The sequence below is a fragment of the Lentibacter sp. genome, assembly GCF_965658795.1.
Lineage (GTDB): Bacteria > Pseudomonadota > Alphaproteobacteria > Rhodobacterales > Rhodobacteraceae > Lentibacter.
This window is the reverse complement of the sequence record NZ_CBFHTG010000016.1, coordinates 51,146-66,111: the sequence shown is the minus strand read 5'-3', so window position 1 is coordinate 66,111 and position 14,966 is coordinate 51,146. Positions and strand designations below refer to the sequence as shown.

15 protein-coding genes are annotated in these 14,966 nt (G+C 57.5%); 7 read left to right on the top strand and 8 right to left on the bottom strand.

The window, feature by feature from the left end:
* Positions 1 to 99: 99 nt before the first annotated feature.
* The gene (locus tag ACTG3X_RS11510) at positions 100 to 744 is read right to left on the bottom strand and encodes a hypothetical protein (protein ID WP_439111415.1); all 645 of its coding nucleotides are present in this window, start codon (positions 742 to 744) and stop codon (positions 100 to 102) included.
* A gap of 166 nt (positions 745 to 910) precedes the next feature.
* On the opposite strand from ACTG3X_RS11510, the gene ACTG3X_RS11505 reads away from it, so the two are divergent.
* From ACTG3X_RS11505 to ACTG3X_RS11495, 3 genes are read left to right on the top strand one after another with little or no spacing between them, the layout of a single operon-like run.
* The gene (locus ACTG3X_RS11505; RefSeq protein WP_439111414.1) at positions 911 to 1,459 is read left to right on the top strand and encodes a hypothetical protein; all 549 of its coding nucleotides are present in this window, start codon (positions 911 to 913) and stop codon (positions 1,457 to 1,459) included.
* Positions 1,456 to 2,415: a glycosyltransferase family 2 protein gene (locus tag ACTG3X_RS11500; RefSeq protein ID WP_439111413.1), complete on the top strand. Its 960-nt coding sequence runs from the start codon at positions 1,456 to 1,458 to the stop codon at positions 2,413 to 2,415. The genes ACTG3X_RS11505 and ACTG3X_RS11500 overlap by 4 nt, the downstream gene beginning before the upstream one ends.
* Positions 2,409 to 3,425 carry a hypothetical protein gene (locus tag ACTG3X_RS11495; protein ID WP_439111412.1) on the top strand — a complete coding sequence of 339 codons (1,017 nt, stop codon included), beginning with the start codon at positions 2,409 to 2,411 and terminating at the stop codon, positions 3,423 to 3,425. The genes ACTG3X_RS11500 and ACTG3X_RS11495 overlap by 7 nt, the downstream gene beginning before the upstream one ends.
* An 11-nt stretch (positions 3,426 to 3,436) precedes the next feature.
* On the opposite strand, the gene ACTG3X_RS11490 is transcribed toward ACTG3X_RS11495, so the two are convergent.
* The 3 genes from ACTG3X_RS11490 to ACTG3X_RS11480 are packed head-to-tail and all read right to left on the bottom strand — an operon-like array spanning position 3,437 to position 5,358.
* Positions 3,437 to 3,751: a hypothetical protein gene (locus ACTG3X_RS11490; RefSeq protein ID WP_439111411.1), complete on the bottom strand. Its 315-nt coding sequence runs from the start codon at positions 3,749 to 3,751 to the stop codon at positions 3,437 to 3,439.
* Positions 3,738 to 4,073 (bottom strand): hypothetical protein, encoded by a 336-nt coding sequence (locus ACTG3X_RS11485; protein WP_439111410.1) that lies wholly within the window; start codon positions 4,071 to 4,073, stop codon positions 3,738 to 3,740. Before ACTG3X_RS11485 ends, ACTG3X_RS11490 begins: the two co-directional genes overlap by 14 nt.
* 10 nt (positions 4,074 to 4,083) lie before the next feature.
* Positions 4,084 to 5,358: a DUF2793 domain-containing protein gene (locus ACTG3X_RS11480; protein WP_439111409.1), complete on the bottom strand. Its 1,275-nt coding sequence runs from the start codon at positions 5,356 to 5,358 to the stop codon at positions 4,084 to 4,086.
* 150 nt (positions 5,359 to 5,508) lie between these two features.
* Here ACTG3X_RS11480 and ACTG3X_RS11475 point away from each other — a divergent pair, with 150 nt between their 5' ends.
* Positions 5,509 to 6,489, top strand: coding sequence for a glycosyltransferase (locus ACTG3X_RS11475; protein ID WP_439111408.1), 981 nt, complete (start codon positions 5,509 to 5,511; stop codon positions 6,487 to 6,489).
* A 5-nt stretch (positions 6,490 to 6,494) separates the two neighbouring features.
* On the opposite strand, the gene ACTG3X_RS11470 is transcribed toward ACTG3X_RS11475, so the two are convergent.
* From ACTG3X_RS11470 to ACTG3X_RS11460, 3 genes are all read right to left on the bottom strand, one after another.
* The gene (locus tag ACTG3X_RS11470) at positions 6,495 to 7,364 is read right to left on the bottom strand and encodes a hypothetical protein (RefSeq protein ID WP_439111407.1); all 870 of its coding nucleotides are present in this window, start codon (positions 7,362 to 7,364) and stop codon (positions 6,495 to 6,497) included.
* A 207-nt stretch (positions 7,365 to 7,571) separates the two neighbouring features.
* Positions 7,572 to 8,753 carry a hypothetical protein gene (locus ACTG3X_RS11465; protein WP_439111406.1) on the bottom strand — a complete coding sequence of 394 codons (1,182 nt, stop codon included), beginning with the start codon at positions 8,751 to 8,753 and terminating at the stop codon, positions 7,572 to 7,574.
* A gap of 35 nt (positions 8,754 to 8,788) precedes the next feature.
* The gene (locus ACTG3X_RS11460; protein ID WP_439111405.1) at positions 8,789 to 9,937 is read right to left on the bottom strand and encodes a hypothetical protein; all 1,149 of its coding nucleotides are present in this window, start codon (positions 9,935 to 9,937) and stop codon (positions 8,789 to 8,791) included.
* 152 nt (positions 9,938 to 10,089) lie between these two features.
* On the opposite strand from ACTG3X_RS11460, the gene ACTG3X_RS11455 reads away from it, so the two are divergent.
* Both ACTG3X_RS11455 and ACTG3X_RS11450 read left to right on the top strand, forming a co-directional pair.
* Entirely contained in the window at positions 10,090 to 11,895 is a 1,806-nt protein-coding gene (locus ACTG3X_RS11455; RefSeq protein ID WP_439111404.1) for a glycosyltransferase, read from the top strand.
* A complete protein-coding gene (locus tag ACTG3X_RS11450; protein ID WP_439111403.1) occupies positions 11,888 to 12,901 on the top strand; it encodes a glycosyltransferase in 1,014 nt (337 codons plus the stop codon). Before ACTG3X_RS11455 ends, ACTG3X_RS11450 begins: the two co-directional genes overlap by 8 nt.
* Here ACTG3X_RS11450 and ACTG3X_RS11445 read toward each other — a convergent pair.
* Positions 12,840 to 13,661, bottom strand: coding sequence for an ABC transporter permease (locus ACTG3X_RS11445; protein WP_439111402.1), 822 nt, complete (start codon positions 13,659 to 13,661; stop codon positions 12,840 to 12,842). The two genes, ACTG3X_RS11450 and ACTG3X_RS11445, sit on opposite strands and share 62 nt — an antisense overlap.
* 106 nt (positions 13,662 to 13,767) lie before the next feature.
* On the opposite strand from ACTG3X_RS11445, the gene ACTG3X_RS11440 reads away from it, so the two are divergent.
* The gene (locus ACTG3X_RS11440; RefSeq protein ID WP_439111401.1) at positions 13,768 to 14,961 is read left to right on the top strand and encodes a sugar transporter; all 1,194 of its coding nucleotides are present in this window, start codon (positions 13,768 to 13,770) and stop codon (positions 14,959 to 14,961) included.
* The last annotated feature ends 5 nt before the right edge of the window (positions 14,962 to 14,966 follow it).

Below are 14,966 nucleotides of genomic sequence, written 5' to 3'. Positions count from 1 at the left end.
AAAGATTGCTCATTATACCCCCAAAGCTTTGGGAACTTGAATCACGCTACCCTGATGGTCTCAAGCGGATTAATGGGTCAAGAGCCTAGTTCAAACTTTTCACACAAGCTTTGCAAGCGCCTTGTCATAAGCCCCGCTCTCTCCGACGAAGCTTGCCATCATAAACGTCGCGACGATCTCGCTCAGGTCCTGAAGGGTCACGAGGCCGGGTTTGGCTTCAAAGACGGCCATGCGCCCCACGGTCTCGCTGGGTTTTATGTAGCGCTCCACCACATGGTAGCTGGGGCGCTCGGTGTAGTCGTCAAACAGGATGGTCACAGGCTTTGTGATCCGCGCCAGTGTTGTCATCAGGCAGGCCACGCGAAAGCGGCCATCGATCAGCACCACATCGGGCTCAAGGAAGTAGGGCTGGTCCCAGATTGCCAAAGGGTAGGTGTGGAAAAGCTGCCAGTGCGACCCGTCCAGCGGGCGGCCCCAGGCGCCTGTCGGCCCGATGTCGGCGTGGTAGAGCGTTGTTGGCGAGGGCAGGTCCTGTGCATCGATCTGGGTCTGGAGCCGCAAGGCCCAGGCTTTATCAGACTCAACAGAAAACACGCGTTTGCCCGCCAGACTGGCCGCAAGGGTCGTCGAGCCGCCCGAACCATACTCCAGAATAACCCGCGCGCCGCTATAGACGCCGCGCAGATACGACGCCTCGGCATCGGGCAGAGAGAGTTCGGGCCAGAGATCTTGCGTATTGGTCATAGGTAAATCTTGTCTAATTTTTCGCAGAATAAAAGAGCTAACACAGAGAGGTTAGCGAACTGTGGCTAAACATGCTCAACCCCGTGCCACTGTGAACGCACAGATATTTGAGCTTGTGCTTGCAAGGGCTATAATCCACAAACTTTGCAGACCCGAGGAGACCTATATGTTCAGAAAATCACGTGCGAACCTTGTTCCTGGTCCTGACGGGCAAGCCAACTACAGCCTTGGCGTTCTGCGCGAAAAGGCAGCCCATGGCCCACTGGGCACGAGCACAAAGTTCATCGAAGGTTTCTCTTTTCAAGCCGATCCGCTCTTGAAGATGGGGGGAGACTACCGCTCACCCGTTGGAAGGCTTCTGGACATATCCGCCAAGCCCGCCTCTGACGCGGGAAGCTGGTGCGCGCTTCACCTCAGCCTTCCGGCCCGTGACCTGAGCGAAGACAGTCTGATCGGCTTTGTTGCCCGTATTGCCGCGCCGGAGATCGCCGTTGCACGTGTCAGCCTGCGCAGCCAGACGTCCGAGGGGTTTGTGGACAGTTTCTTTGACAAACACATGCTCTTCCGCCCCGAAGACTCAACACACATGGACGTCATGCAAGCCCATTTCAGCGCCGAGGTGCCTGCACGCGCAGACTGGCGCGAACTTGTGGTCTTCTTACCCGTGCAAGCCTTTGACATCTCGTTCCTTGACCTGCGTGTCTTTGTGATATGAGCCTCGCCCTGATCATACCTGTGCGTGATGATCAGGCCAACCTGACACGCCTGCTCACGCAGGCAAAAACCCTCGGCATCTTTGCGCAAATCATTGTGGTTGATGATGGCTCAGAGGCCCCCGTAAACGTGCCTGACCCTGTTGAACTTCTGCGACACAGTGTGAGCAAGGGCGCAGGAGCTGCGCGCAACAGTGCTATCGCGCATCTTCGGTGTGACCACGTAATTTTCTTTGACAGCGACGATATGTTCACGCCCGAGTTTCCCTGCCTCTGGGCAGAGCTTGAGGGGCGGCTGTTTGATTTTTGCATCTTCCGCCACCACGACAGCGGGCTAGAGGCCAGCGGTTACAGCGGCCAGCTTCCCTCTGACACGGGGCTTTGGCAACTTGCTGGCAGCCTCTCGGCGCCGCTTAAAACAGTCACCCCCGAGGCGCATTGGATCTTGGCAGAGACAAGCAACTACCCCTGGAACAAGATTTACCGCACCGCATTTATCCATGCTCACGGCCTGCGCTGCACAGAGACCACCGTGCACAACGATATCGAGCTGCACTGGCGCAGTTTTCTGGCCGCAGACACAGTGCTCTCGTCCAGCCGCATTGCTGCGCTGCACACCACAGCGCCAGAGGGTGCACGTATCAGCAACACCAAAAGCAGAGCACGGCTGGAAATGTTCGTTGCGCTCGAAAGCTTGCGGCTCGCATTTGAGGCCGCCCCCGAACAGAGCATCGGCCAGCTGGCTTTCTTGAGGTTTTGCAGCAACCTGTTTCTCTGGGCTGAAAGCATGGTGACAGCCGACATATTGCCAGAGCTGCGCAGCAGAGCCGCTAAGTTTATCGCTGCAAGTCTAGCTCCAGCCACCTATGAAAAACTCGTCAAGACCGATCCCAAACTGGCGCTACAACTCGCCCTTCAAATGCAGGCAGAACCGAAAGCAGAGGCCATCGCATGTTAACACTTTGCCTCATTCTTCAGGACGATGCCGCCGATCTTGAGCTGGCTCTGCCAAACTTGGGTCAAGCCATTGCAGCAGGCTGCGCTTGTGTGGTGGTTGATCGCGGCTCATCAGACGCAAGCCTCGATGTTTTGCATGGGTTCTTGCGGCGCACTGGCGCTCAGCTCATGCGCGCAGAGCGCTCTACTTCTGCGGCAGAGGCGCTTGCACTCGCGGCAAGCGTAGTCGACGGCACCAGCGTTCTCCTGCCTATTTCGGCGCAAGAGCGCATTTACCTAGCAGGTATCGATGCACTCTTGTTACGACTGGCAACAAACAGCTCTCAGCTCCTGATCACGCGGCGCGCTCTTTATGTCGCTGACCCAGATCACCCTGTGCAAGCACCCGAGGCCAAGCGCTCTGGTTTGACGGGCCCAAGCGTATCATCTTTGCACCCCGATATGCGCCAGATTTTGCGCCACGCCAAAGACATGCGTAAGCCTGAGCCAACCCAAACACTTGCCCAAACATGGGCTGCCTTTCACAGCTTGGTTCAGTCAGAGAGCCTCAGCTTTTTTGCCGAGACCCCCCTTCTGCTGCGCCCCATACCGAAGGCCAGCGCCGCCCACGCCTTTCAAGCGGCCACAGCTTTTGTAGCAGAGGGCAGCGAAGCAGACGCGCGGCTGGCACACTGCCTGCCCTGGCTAGACGACGCGCTCGCGCTCTCCCCCCCTGAAGCCGCATTTGAAACACTCGCCGAGGCCAAGAGCTTTCTGGCAAGTTTGCCCGCACCGCTACAGGCCAAAGCAACTGATGCTACAAGCGTTACCTCGCGGCTGTTGCACAGCCTCGCACAAGACAAAAAGAGCGAGGCGCTCGCGCAACTCGCTCTTCTGGGGCAGGCTCGCTCCAACATGATCAATGATGCACTTGCCCAGAGCCAGAGGGCTCTTTTGCGGGTGGTGGATCGGGCTTTGCCAAGCTCTGACTATCTGAGAGACCTATACCACCGCACACGCGGCGACATCTGAGAGCTTTGGCGTCAGAACTCCCACGCCAGCGCAACCAACCCTGCGGGCACCTCTGGCCACTCGGGCACACCGCCCTCGGCTATCGCTGCGCGGCAGGCTTGCTGCATGTCACGCACCCAAGCGAGCCCTGCGCGCATAACATCCATTTGCCCCGCATCAAGCTCACCTGCGATCGCTGCACCCTGCAGGTTTAGCGACGTTGTCACGGTCATGACCGCGCTGATCTGTGCAGCACAATCTGCCTTGATATCTGCGGCACGCTGGCGGGCGGCTTGTTCCGCGCGCGTTTCGGCATCCACGATCTGGCCAAAATCAATCTTGCCCATTTTGAGCCTCCTCGTTGTTGTCGTTGCTGTCGTATGGCGGCGTCGGAACCGGCCCGTCTTGTGACATGATCACAGGCGCGGGAAACAGCGTTTCATCCGGAGCATGTGCCCCGTGGGGCAAGCGGACAGACAGGTGGAGAACCCCGCCCTCACGGCGCACAACACCTGTAAACCAGTCGCTCTCAATCGCCTCGGCTGATAGCTCTGCACCCTCCGGCAGCGGCGCAAAGTCAAACGCCTCTCCATTGATCACAAGGCTATCGCCACGGCGCTCAAGCACCACTTCTTCCTTCATACGGCTGGGGGTAAATTCTAGTCTCATCTGGCTCTCCTCAATACCAACGGCCAATGGCCGTCACATGCAAAAATCCTGTGTGGATCGGATCCCCCGCGACGAGCAGAAACCCGCGGCGCGCACTTGATGTGCTGTGGCCACTCGCAATCATGGCCCAATGGCTATGAGCCCCTGTTTCGCGCAGAGCTGTAGCCGTCGTCACAGGCGAGCTGACAAAACTGGCCGGAAAATCCCAAACAAATGCGTTTGACGCATGAAAGCCCGTTGACCCAACCGCAAAACTATTGGTCTGCAACGCGGGCGAAACATGGTGGCAGATCTGCGTACCATCGGCAAAACGGGTGTAGTGACCGTTCGCGTTTGTCCCATGTTCAGGTACGAGCGCCACCCAATCTGTCCAGCCAGCACCGGATTTGGTGCGCATAAAGTTTGCACCCGGTGTGCTCACGCTGACAAACATCTGGTGCTGCCCGTTTGCAGAGCGGCGCGTATGCGCAATGAAGCCCGCCCCGGCTGGGCGGTTGGCCGCCGAGCCACTATAGTACCATCCTGTGCCAACAAGATGACCATCGTCCAGATCTCCGACAGGCCAGTCGGGCGCAGCGCCGCCAAGGCCAAAAGCCCCCGTTGTCATCAGCTTGCCGCTGCCTGCATCTATAGCGTCTGACTGAACAGCAGCCCCGCTTGCAAGCCCGCTTGTGGCGTTGAGCAAAAGCGCCTCGGTCCAGCCATTGCCGTCGGCGGAGACTTTCAGATGAAAGTTGTCATCCCCCGCAAGACCCAGCTCCGCGCGCCCTGAAAACCCCGTTTGATAGAGCAACGCAGCCGTGTCAGAGGCACTGGCCTTGTTGATCTTGAGTTGGTGGCCCGCGCCATCATGGGTGAGTAAAGTCGCGTCACTGGCCACAGACAGCTTGTTGGTGCTGTCAAAGCTCGTGTTGATGCCAAGACCGGCCATATTCTGAAAATCGCCGGTAGCTGGGCTCCAGCCACTTGGCCCCAAGACAAGCAATTGGGCTGTGGCCTGATCCCATGCGCGCCACCCCTCTTGAGGGGTGACAAAATGCCAAGCGTTGTTTTGCCAGAAAGCAATCTGACCACTCTGGCCCGCCCAGTCTCCGCTCGGGCTGGCCCCGATGGCATAGGCCTGCCCCTCTTCCACCGTGGTGGGCGGGGTGACCTCATCAGCCCCCGCAAGCGTAAGCTGCACCAAGCTATCGAGCCGTAGCAGCGCTTCATTGTGGGTGACATGTTTCTGAGCTTGGGACGGCACGATAAATGGCAGTTCCAGCCGCGCAGATACTTCAGGCATTGGGCTCTCCTAATTCAATCAGATTGCCCAAGGCTTAGACGCGCGCTGTTTAACATCTGTTAACCCTGCGTTCGCAGCCTTGCCGTTTGACCTGCCCTTGGCGAATAGCCTATTGCTCTGGCAAGGCCAGACGCGGCCAGGGAGCCTGCAATGCAAGAGAAACAAACCAAAGGGGCAACACTCGTTGCCGTGGTTGTGACACACAACAGGCTTGCGCAGCTCAAAACCACCCTGAAGCGCCTGCGCGACACACCTGCACAGGCTCTTGCCGCTGTGGTCGTGGTCAACAATGCCTCAAGCGATGGCACAGAAGCCTGGCTGAGCTCTCAAACAGACCCCCGCCTGACCTGTCTGCACATGCGCGAAAACCTAGGTGGTGCAGGTGGCTTTGAAGCCGGACTGCGCAAGGCGGTAAACGCCTACAACCCCGACTGGCTTGTTGTCATGGATGATGATGCGCGCCCAACAGCCAGCGCGCTCACCGATTTTGTCTCACAAGACCGGTCAAAAGCCGAGGCTTGGGCCGCAGCCGTCTACCACCCAGACGGGCGCATCTGCGATATGAACCGCCCGTTTCGCAACCCGATGTGGCACAGCGGCCTGCCCCAAAAAATCCTCACAGGGGGCCGCAATGCCTTCTACCTCAGCGCGCAAGACTATAGCCAGACGGTCACAGCCAAACCCGTTGACGGGGCCTCTTTTGTTGGGCTTTTTGTCTCGCGGCGTGCGATCGACCGTGTTGGCTACCCCAATGGGAACCTCTTCATCTACGGCGATGATGTGCTCTATACGCTCGGGCTCTCCAAGGCCGGCGGCACAGTTTTGTTTGATCCCTCACTGCGGTTTGAGCACGACTTTGAGAGCCAGCCCGCCGCACGTGGCCGCTTCTCTCCCTTGTGGAAAAGCTATTACCACCACCGCAACCTGATCCTCATCTATCGTCTGACGATGGGCTGGCTGTTTTGGCTGGCGCTACCGCTCGTTGCCGCCAAATGGGCGCTGAAAGCCCGTCGCTACAAAGGTGAGCGTCTGCGCTACCTCATGCTAACCGCGCGCGCACTCGTGCACGGGCTACGGGGCAAAACCAACGTGCCTCATCATACAGTTACCGCCTGGGCACAGCGCAGCTAGTGCGCTCAGCGCTTGGTCGAGGTCTCAGGCAAAACAAGCTTATCATCTTGCAAAAGTTGCATCAGCATCGGGCCGACATAGCGCGCAACAACGGCTTCGCTCTCGCTCGGGATATCCAGTGTTGCGAGCGGTGTTTCAGGCTTGGGCAGCGGATCAAGAAACAGATCTTGGCGCCCAAAATAGCGTTTTGCCACACGCCTGTTGCCCGCAGCATACTGCTCCAGAACATGGCTGCGCGCCTCTGGTGACATCAGCCGCTCGCTCTGCTTGGCGGTGTGTCCAAGGACACTGCGGTCAACACGGTCAAGCGCATTGCGAAAAACAGCACGCGCAGAGGTCTCGACCGCATCCAACGGCAGGTGGCGCAAAAATTCCGTCATCTCGGCAGAGAGTGACGAGTTCACATGCGGAGGCGTAGAAAACCCGTCCAAATCCGTCAGGCCCAACTGGTGGCAAAACCCTACAACCGGTCCTTCTGGCATCTGACGTTTTTCAAAGACCGAGAGCAGCAGGTTTTCACGGCCAAACAAAGCCTCAAGCCGCCCCAAATGCGCAGCATAATCGATCCAATGGAACTGTTCACGCACGCCTAGAAAGGCATCCCATGTCAAATGGCTCAAAGCGGGGTTCCACTGCCATTTCACGTTCTGAAAATACCAGCTCTCCAGCCAGATATCCTGTCGCCGCATCGAGAAAATGATTTTAACATCAAAGAAATGGCGCAAGCCCTGAAGCAGCTCAAGATTGGTTTTCTGGCTGATATCTTCATCGCTCAACACGATCTTTGCCGCTGCGCCCACATGTTCCAGCGCCCCGGCGTGCAGCTGCTCGGCAAACTCTTCAACACTCAATTCGCCGTCAAAAAGCCGGCTCACAAACGCGCTTTGACGGCCCCGCCCAAAGGGTAGGTAGTAGCCTCGCTTTGCCAGCAAAGCCGCGTTGGTTCTTAGGTAGTTCTGAATAGAGGTTGTCCCGGTTCTGTGGCACCCGATGTGCACAAAAAGCTGCTGCCCGAACTTAGGTGCAAACTTGGGCTGGGGCCGAAGCCAGCTTGGGAGCTTCATCGCGCTCAACATATCCCCTTACACCCCCTGCACAGCGTCTTGCAGCGTCTCTTCAGGCAACATGAGCTCTGCCAGCTCAGCCACCAAAGCCCATACCTGCGCGATGTGCTTATCTTGCAGCTTACGAACAAGCTTGGTTGCAAGCGTGTCCTCAAACTGGCCTTCCTGAACAAGCCTGTCCTGCATCCAGTCTTTTGGCCGCTCTTTCAAAATCACGCTCAATGCGTCAGCAGCTCTCCGGATTCGAGCCAAGCGCCCTTCTGAGAAATACACCTCCGGCTTCACATTCGGGAATGTGGCTGTCGCCTGTGCCGCCGCCTGCTGCATCGCCTCTTGCAAGACAGGCGCGCCAAAGAAATGGTCGTCCATAGCGCGCGCATCAGAGCCGAATTTTTTCACAATCTCGCTGGCATCACGCGCGGTGAGCTCCAGGCGCCGTTCAAAGCGCCCGTTCAAGCCGCTCAAGGCATCACTTACCGCACTGCCAACCTGGTGGCGCAGACTTCTGTCAAGCGACTGCTCTATGAGCCGCACATGCAGATGGCGCAAAGCGGCCATCTCTTCAACAGCCAAGGCCTCGTTGATCCGAAACGCGCCTGACAGCTCAAACGCAGCCCCCTCCAGAACCACGTTAAAAAAGTCCTCCACAATATCGCCGCGAAAAAGAGCGCTGCGCACAAAAGGGCGCAGGGTAAAGTTTGCGCCGAAACACGCCTCCCAAGCCTTAAAGCGCGGCAGATAGCTGAGGAACTCGTTCTCAATCAGCTTTTTGGCGAGCTGCTTTGGCGGCCCTGTAAACGCACCTGTCTTGATCCGCTGGCCATAGGCCGAAACAAAGCGCCCGCAGTGCGGGCGTACATAGGCCAGAATGCGCACATCTTGCGCAAGCTCTGGCACAAACTCTTCCAATGCGCTGCGCAAATCCTGGGGCGCTACACGCTCAAAAAACTCGCTTGAAACCACGCCAATATCAGCGTCCGACTGCCGCGCCCAGCGCGCGAGGCGGCTAAACTGTGCCACGCGGTCATGTGGATTGCCGCTTTTGGGCGCAAGCGACTTGCCCAACCCCACCGCGTTAAGCTCTTTTTGCGGCCAGATCGTTACGCTGGCGCAGTGACACGCCCCCGCCTGCAGAGCCGCCTGAATAGACGAAGTGCCCGTCTTCGGGTCACCAATATGAATAAGCAGTCTCTTTATCATCCGTCTCAAAACATCCTGAACATATACCGCCACACTCAGTTGAGCATCAATTTACTCAACTTATGGATCAAAGCCCAAACGTGTTTGGCGTTTTTCATCCGCTGTCGGGCGTCTGGCCCGTCTTTCAACGCAACAAACCTCTGCCCGCGCAGATACTGATAGTCGGCGCGCCATGCGCCAGGCACAGCCTCAAACGCATCGGCTATCTGGCCTGCCACTTTGCGCATTTTGGCAATTCGTCGGGCACTATAGTAGGCCTCGGCCTCAAAGCTCTGTTCGACCTGAGCGGCCTGCGCAACGGCTTCTTCCTGCGCACGCATGAGGATCGGAGCCTCAAAAAAGAGGCGGTCTGTCTCGGCAGCATCCTTCGCATAGCGCGCAAAAAGCGCCTCTGCGTGTAGCTTGGTCAAGACAGGCTTGCCGCCCAAGCGCTTTGCATGTTGCGGCATAGCGCGGCCCAAAGCGCCCCCGAGAGAAAGCCTGAAATAACGCGCGATTCCGCGGTCTGTCAGCACATCCTGAATTTGGCGCATCGCGGCAAGCTCGGGCACTGTCAGCGCTTCGTTCACCTTGGGCATCGGGCGCAGCGAAAAAGCTTCCCCCTGCAAAGCCTGATTGAAGAAATCTTGCACAACATCATTTTTAAAAAGTTCGCTGCGCACAAACGGGCGCAGAGTGAAGCGCTCACCGAACACCTCGCGCCATGCCGCGAAACGCGGCGCATAGTTCCAACGCGCCTTGTTGAGCGCTACAGGCAAAAAAGCGTCCATATCGCCTTGAAAACCACCTGCTTTCACACTCTGTGCATAGACAGAAACAAACCGGTCTGAATGCGCGCGCGCATAGGCCAATATGCGTGTCTGTTCGGTATGCTCTGGCAAAAAGTCTTGTAGCGCGCCGCGCAGAGCCTCTGGCGATACCCCCGAAAAAAACTCAGCCGATATCAGGCCCAGATCTGCCGTTTCCTCCGTGGCCCACTGCGCCTTATCGCTAAAGTGTTTGCGACGTTTTTCGGCGGTGCCTTTGGGTTGTTTGAGGGAGTTGGCCAAGGCCGAAGCGTTGGCTTCTCTTTGCACAGCCAAAGAAACAGTCGGGCAGTCACAGGCCCGCGCCTGCATAGCCGCCTGGATTGACGTTGTCCCCGTCTTCGGATCACCGATGTGAAAGAGCAACGATTTAATCATACAATTTTGCTACCTTTAAAAACACACCAGTCAAACCGTTTTAACGGTTTGATCACATCACCCAACGCCATGCAAGCGCTGGACAAAAACGTACCGACACACTAGGCGCTAGATATAAAGATTTCGTTTTCTTGACTGTTTAGGGCCGCGTAATGCGAGTAAAAACACTGTTACAAGCCCTGTTATGGCCCAATCCCCTGCTTGATCCGAGCCTTGCGTCCTATCTGCGGCTCAGCGCAGGAGCCGATTATACTCCAGACACAGCCCAAATCGGCTTTGCCAAAGGCGACAGCCTGCGCACAGATACATATTTCAACATTTTCAACTATGGCAAATGGGCCCGCGTCGCGCCGCTCCAATCGCTCATGCTCACCTTGGCAGGCCATGGCAAGTTTCGGCTCACGCTCTTTGCCGCATCGGGCGAAGCCCCAGCAGAGGCGCTGCACACAGAAGAAGTTTCGCTCACCGAAAGCACCAATGTTAGCTTACCTGTGCCCCTTTCAAAGCTGGCAGGCCGCGCTTCGGCGCTGTTGTTTTTTGAGCTGCAGTGCCTGTCTGAAAGCGGCACCCTGACAGCCGCAGACTGGGCCACGCATGACGCGCCCCGCCGCACACCCAAACTTGCCCTCTGCATCACAACATACCGCCGCGAAGCGCAGGTGCACAAAACAGTGCAGCGCTTTGAAGCCTTCGCCAGCGCCTCCCCGATTGGGGCAAACCTCAGCCTGATCGTTGTAGACAACGGACAGTCCCTCACCTTGCCACCCAGCCAGTACGTCACTTGTGTGCCCAATGAAAACCTTGGCGGGTCGGGAGGCTTTGCGCGCGGGTTTCTTGAGGCCGAAAGCGCTGGCGCCACCCACTGCCTTTTCATGGATGACGACGCCTCGGTGCATATGCCCGCCATCGCAAGAACATGGGCCTTTCTGGCCTACGCCAAAGACGAGAGCGTCGCTGTCGCCGGCGCAGTTGCACAGTCACAAGCGCCCCACAAGCTCTGGGAAAACGGCGCACGCTTCCACATGATTTGCCGGCCAGAGCTTCAGGGGCTGGATCTGCGCAAGGCAGAAGAGGTGCAGCGCCTCGAAAGCGCGACGACCCCGCGCAACCCAAGTGATTTCTACGGCGGCTGGTGGTATTTTGCCTTTAGCGTTTCCGCGCTCAAGCATATGCCCTTCCCCTTCTTCGTGCGCGGAGATGATGTGAGCTTCTCACTCGCACACGACTTTGACATCGTCACATTACCCGGCGTCTTGTCCTATCAGGATGAGGATTTCCCCGTGAAGGAAACGCCCCTCACCGTCTATCTCGACCTGCGCTCCCACCTTGCGCACCATCTCGCTCTGCCCGCCTTTGAGATCGGGCGCATCGGGATTGCCAAGATCATTGCGCGCTTCTGGCTGCGTAGCCTACTGGCCTGCCACTACGAAACACTCGCTGCCGCAAAACTGGCTGTTGATGATGCCTTCGCAGGGCCCGAGCTTTTTGCGCGGACAGCAGATGTCGCCGCGCGGCGCGCAGAGATCGCGGCGCTCACACAGACAGAGCGCTGGCAACCAGTCGACAGCCTGTCACCCCCCAAGGAGACGGCCCACGCGTCTCTGCCTTGGCGCCTGCTTATGAAGCTCACGTTCAATGGCCACCTGCTGCCCGCGTTCTCCTGGCTTGGCAAAAGCATCACCTTGCCAGCCGAGCAGCGCGGCGCGCGGCGCCCACTCTGGGGGGCGCGTCAGATCACCTATATCTCACCTGAGACATCCCGCGCCTACACAGTGCGCCACAATAAGGCCAAGGCTCTCGCGCTCAGCCTCCCGTTCTTTGCCGCAATGGTCGTCGCTCTGACACGTTACCAAGCGATCAAAGAGCGCTGGCGCACTGGCTATCCAGCCTACACCCAGCGTAGCTTCTGGCAAAACCGCCTCGCAGTAGAGACACAGAAGCGAGACGCACATGACTAGCCCCCAGCGCCTCACGGCGATTGTCGTGACCTACAACAGGCTTGAAGCGCTCCAAACGACGCTGGCGCGCCTGCTGGCCCATGATGCAAAAACGCTTTCAAAGCTGATCGTCTGCAACAACGCGTCGACGGATGGCACAGATGCCTACCTTGCCACGCTGAAAGACCCGCGCCTCACCGTGCTGACGCTACCCACCAACACAGGCGGCGCAGGCGGCTTTGAGGCGGCCCTACGCCATGCCGAGGCCACAGAGCCCAGCGACTGGTACGTGTTGATGGATGACGATGCCTTCCCCGACACAGGCGCACTGGCCCGGTTTCATGCAGCACCGCGTGATGACCACGATGTCTGGCTGTCAGCCGTGCGCTACCCCAACGGGCGCATCTGCGAAATGAACAAGCCTTGGCGCAACCCGTTCTGGAGCTTACCGCTGTTTGGCGCATCGCTCCTCAAAGGGCGCAACGCTTTTCATATCGGGCCACAAGACTACGCCCAAAAGCAGCCGCTCGATGTTGATGGAGGGTCTTTTGTTGGCCAGTTCATCTCACGCCGCGCCATTTCCAAAGCCGGCTTTCCGCGCGGTGAGCTTTTCATCTACGCCGATGATGTGCTCTTTACCCTCGCCGTGCGCCGAGCGGGCGGGCGCGTGGGCTTTGACCCGCGAATCGCATTTGTACACGACTGCGAGACCCTGTCAGAAAGCGATATGCTGATTTCCCCTTTGTGGAAGGTCTACTTCTACCATCGCAACGTCACGCTGGTGTATCGCAAGGTGGCAGGGCCGGTGCTGTTCTGGCCGCTTATCGCACTCAAGGCTGTATCGTGGCACAAGCGCGCAAGGCTATATGGCGCCGAGCGCCCACTCTATCTGCGGCTGCTCAAACTTGCCCTGAGCGATGCACTTGGCAAGCGCGTCAGGTATACGGCTGCTGACATCAAAGCGCTTATCTCGCCTCAAGAACACGCAGATGATAGCGGCGCAAAAGCACCAGACCAAACGCCGTAAACGCAATCGAAATCCCAAACACATAAGCGGGTGATACAAATTGCGGGCTGTAAGTTGGATAGATACCCTGACGGAACAATGTGGTGAGGTGAATGAGTGGGTTGTAATAGATCACATCCTGCGCCGCGCGCGGCAGATCTTCATAGATGTACAAAACCCCCGAAGCCAACAAAAGCGGGCGCGTCACAATCCCCCAGATAGAGCGCCAGACAGGCAGAAGGCCAAACAAAACCGCGTTGATAAGGCCCACACCAAACCCGAGAAGCACCATCCCGATCATCGAAACAAAGAGGTACTCAAGGTGCAATTGCTGGCTGCTTTCCACAAAAATCATGATGCCCGTCAAAACCACAGCCGTCACGGTCACACCTGTCAACACGTGCAAAAAGAGCCGGGCAAAAATGGCGTCAAGCCAAAGAACGCTCGGATATTGCAACAAGGCTTTGGAAAAGCCGAGCGCATTGCCGATCACCCGCGCGATGGTCTGAAACATCAGGAACGGCAGCATCCCCGTTGCATAAAACAACAGAAAGCTCGTGCCCAAAGAGGGGCTGCGCAGCACCAGAGAGAAGGCCACCGACAATATGACAATCGCCCCCAGCGGCTCAATGATCGCCCAGATATATCCGCCGGGATTCTTCCCATAGAGCACGGCCATCTCACGCAAAACGAGCGCAAACATAGTCCGCAGCCGTTCGCGCCACAGGTTTGTATCAAGCCCGCGCCGCGCGGGAAGAGTATTTTGCTTACCGTCTGGCATATTCGCCTTTTGCGCTCCATAAAGCTGGCATGTAATACGCCAGCTATGTAATTTAATTGTGAAAAGATCAAACCAGCAGATCGACTTGGCAGAAGAAAGACACCCCATGTCTCAGAGCAGCAACGATACCTCCGGCGCAAGCGACACCACGCAAGCGGCCCCACCCGTGCCGCCAATGGCACAAGCCGCGGAGATGAAACCGCGTCACTGGGGCCTGCTGATCAGCTTTGTGGCGCTGGTCGTGCTGCCCATTTTGCTCAGCGCTTGGTATCTTTGGGCCCGCGCCGATGACCAATACGCCTCGACAGTCGGCTTCACAGTGCGCAAAGAGGGTGGCCCCTCGGCCTCCGATATCTTTGGCATCGCCTCGCAAATCACCGGCGGCTCGACACAGTCTGACACCGATGTTTTGTTTGAATATCTGCAAAACCAGAACATCGTTGAAAGCATCGACAGCGAGATCGATCTTGTTTCACACTACTCCGCAAATCACGCAAGCAACCCGTTTTTCACGCTCGCCAGCGACTCAAACCTTGAAGAAAAGGTCGACTTCTGGAGTAAGATCGCCCGCATATCCTATGACCGCGCAGCAGGGCTCATCGAGGTTCAAATCCTCGCTTTTGACCCTGACACAGCTTTCGCTATTGCCAACAGCGTTCTGAAAAATTGTCAGAACTTGATCAACAAACTCAACGCAACCGCGCGACAGGACAAAATCAAATACGCCCAGGAAGATCTCAACCTTGCGGTTGAACGCCTGCGCAAATCACGGGAAGATCTGATCCTGTTTCGCACCAAAAACAAAATCGTCGATCTTGACGCCGATCTTCAGGGCCGCCTTGGCGTCGTCAACACGCTACAAGCCCAGCTTGCCGAAGCGCTGGTCGAAGCTGACCTGCTCGCCATCAACACCTCCCAGAGCGACCCCCGCTTTGTACAATCCCAGAACCTGATCAATGTCATCCGCGCCCGTATCGAAGCCGAGAAAGCCAATGTGATTTTGGGCAACGATGATGTCGTTGGCGACGACTACCCCACGCTTCTGGCCGAGTATGAGGGCCTTGTGGTCAACCGCGAATACGCCGAGCAGAGCTATCGCGGCGCACTTGCCTCGCTTGATGTGGCCCGCGCCGAGGCCTCGCGCCAAAGCAGCTATCTTGCTGCCCACCTGGAGCCCACTTTCCCTCAGTCAGCCCAATATCCCCAGCGCGAAATACTCTTGGGGCTTATTGCCATGTTCCTCACACTCGGTTGGACTATTCTAGCACTGATTTACTACTCTATTCGCGACAGTCGGTAAGTCCC

Coding starts and splice junctions, on each gene's coding strand:
- ACTG3X_RS11480 (WP_439111409.1), bottom strand. CDS start 5,358: ATGCCTGAAGTATCTGCGCGGCTGGAACTGCCATTTATCGTGCCGTCC.
- ACTG3X_RS11460 (WP_439111405.1), bottom strand. CDS start 9,937: ATGATTAAATCGTTGCTCTTTCACATCGGTGATCCGAAGACGGGGACA.
- ACTG3X_RS11485 (WP_439111410.1), bottom strand. CDS start 4,073: ATGAGACTAGAATTTACCCCCAGCCGTATGAAGGAAGAAGTGGTGCTT.
- ACTG3X_RS11510 (WP_439111415.1), bottom strand. CDS start 744: ATGACCAATACGCAAGATCTCTGGCCCGAACTCTCTCTGCCCGATGCC.
- ACTG3X_RS11440 (WP_439111401.1), top strand. CDS start 13,768: ATGTCTCAGAGCAGCAACGATACCTCCGGCGCAAGCGACACCACGCAA.
- ACTG3X_RS11495 (WP_439111412.1), top strand. CDS start 2,409: ATGTTAACACTTTGCCTCATTCTTCAGGACGATGCCGCCGATCTTGAG.
- ACTG3X_RS11505 (WP_439111414.1), top strand. CDS start 911: ATGTTCAGAAAATCACGTGCGAACCTTGTTCCTGGTCCTGACGGGCAA.
- ACTG3X_RS11445 (WP_439111402.1), bottom strand. CDS start 13,661: ATGCCAGACGGTAAGCAAAATACTCTTCCCGCGCGGCGCGGGCTTGAT.
- ACTG3X_RS11500 (WP_439111413.1), top strand. CDS start 1,456: ATGAGCCTCGCCCTGATCATACCTGTGCGTGATGATCAGGCCAACCTG.
- ACTG3X_RS11455 (WP_439111404.1), top strand. CDS start 10,090: ATGCGAGTAAAAACACTGTTACAAGCCCTGTTATGGCCCAATCCCCTG.
- ACTG3X_RS11465 (WP_439111406.1), bottom strand. CDS start 8,753: ATGATAAAGAGACTGCTTATTCATATTGGTGACCCGAAGACGGGCACT.
- ACTG3X_RS11490 (WP_439111411.1), bottom strand. CDS start 3,751: ATGGGCAAGATTGATTTTGGCCAGATCGTGGATGCCGAAACGCGCGCG.
- ACTG3X_RS11450 (WP_439111403.1), top strand. CDS start 11,888: ATGACTAGCCCCCAGCGCCTCACGGCGATTGTCGTGACCTACAACAGG.
- ACTG3X_RS11475 (WP_439111408.1), top strand. CDS start 5,509: ATGCAAGAGAAACAAACCAAAGGGGCAACACTCGTTGCCGTGGTTGTG.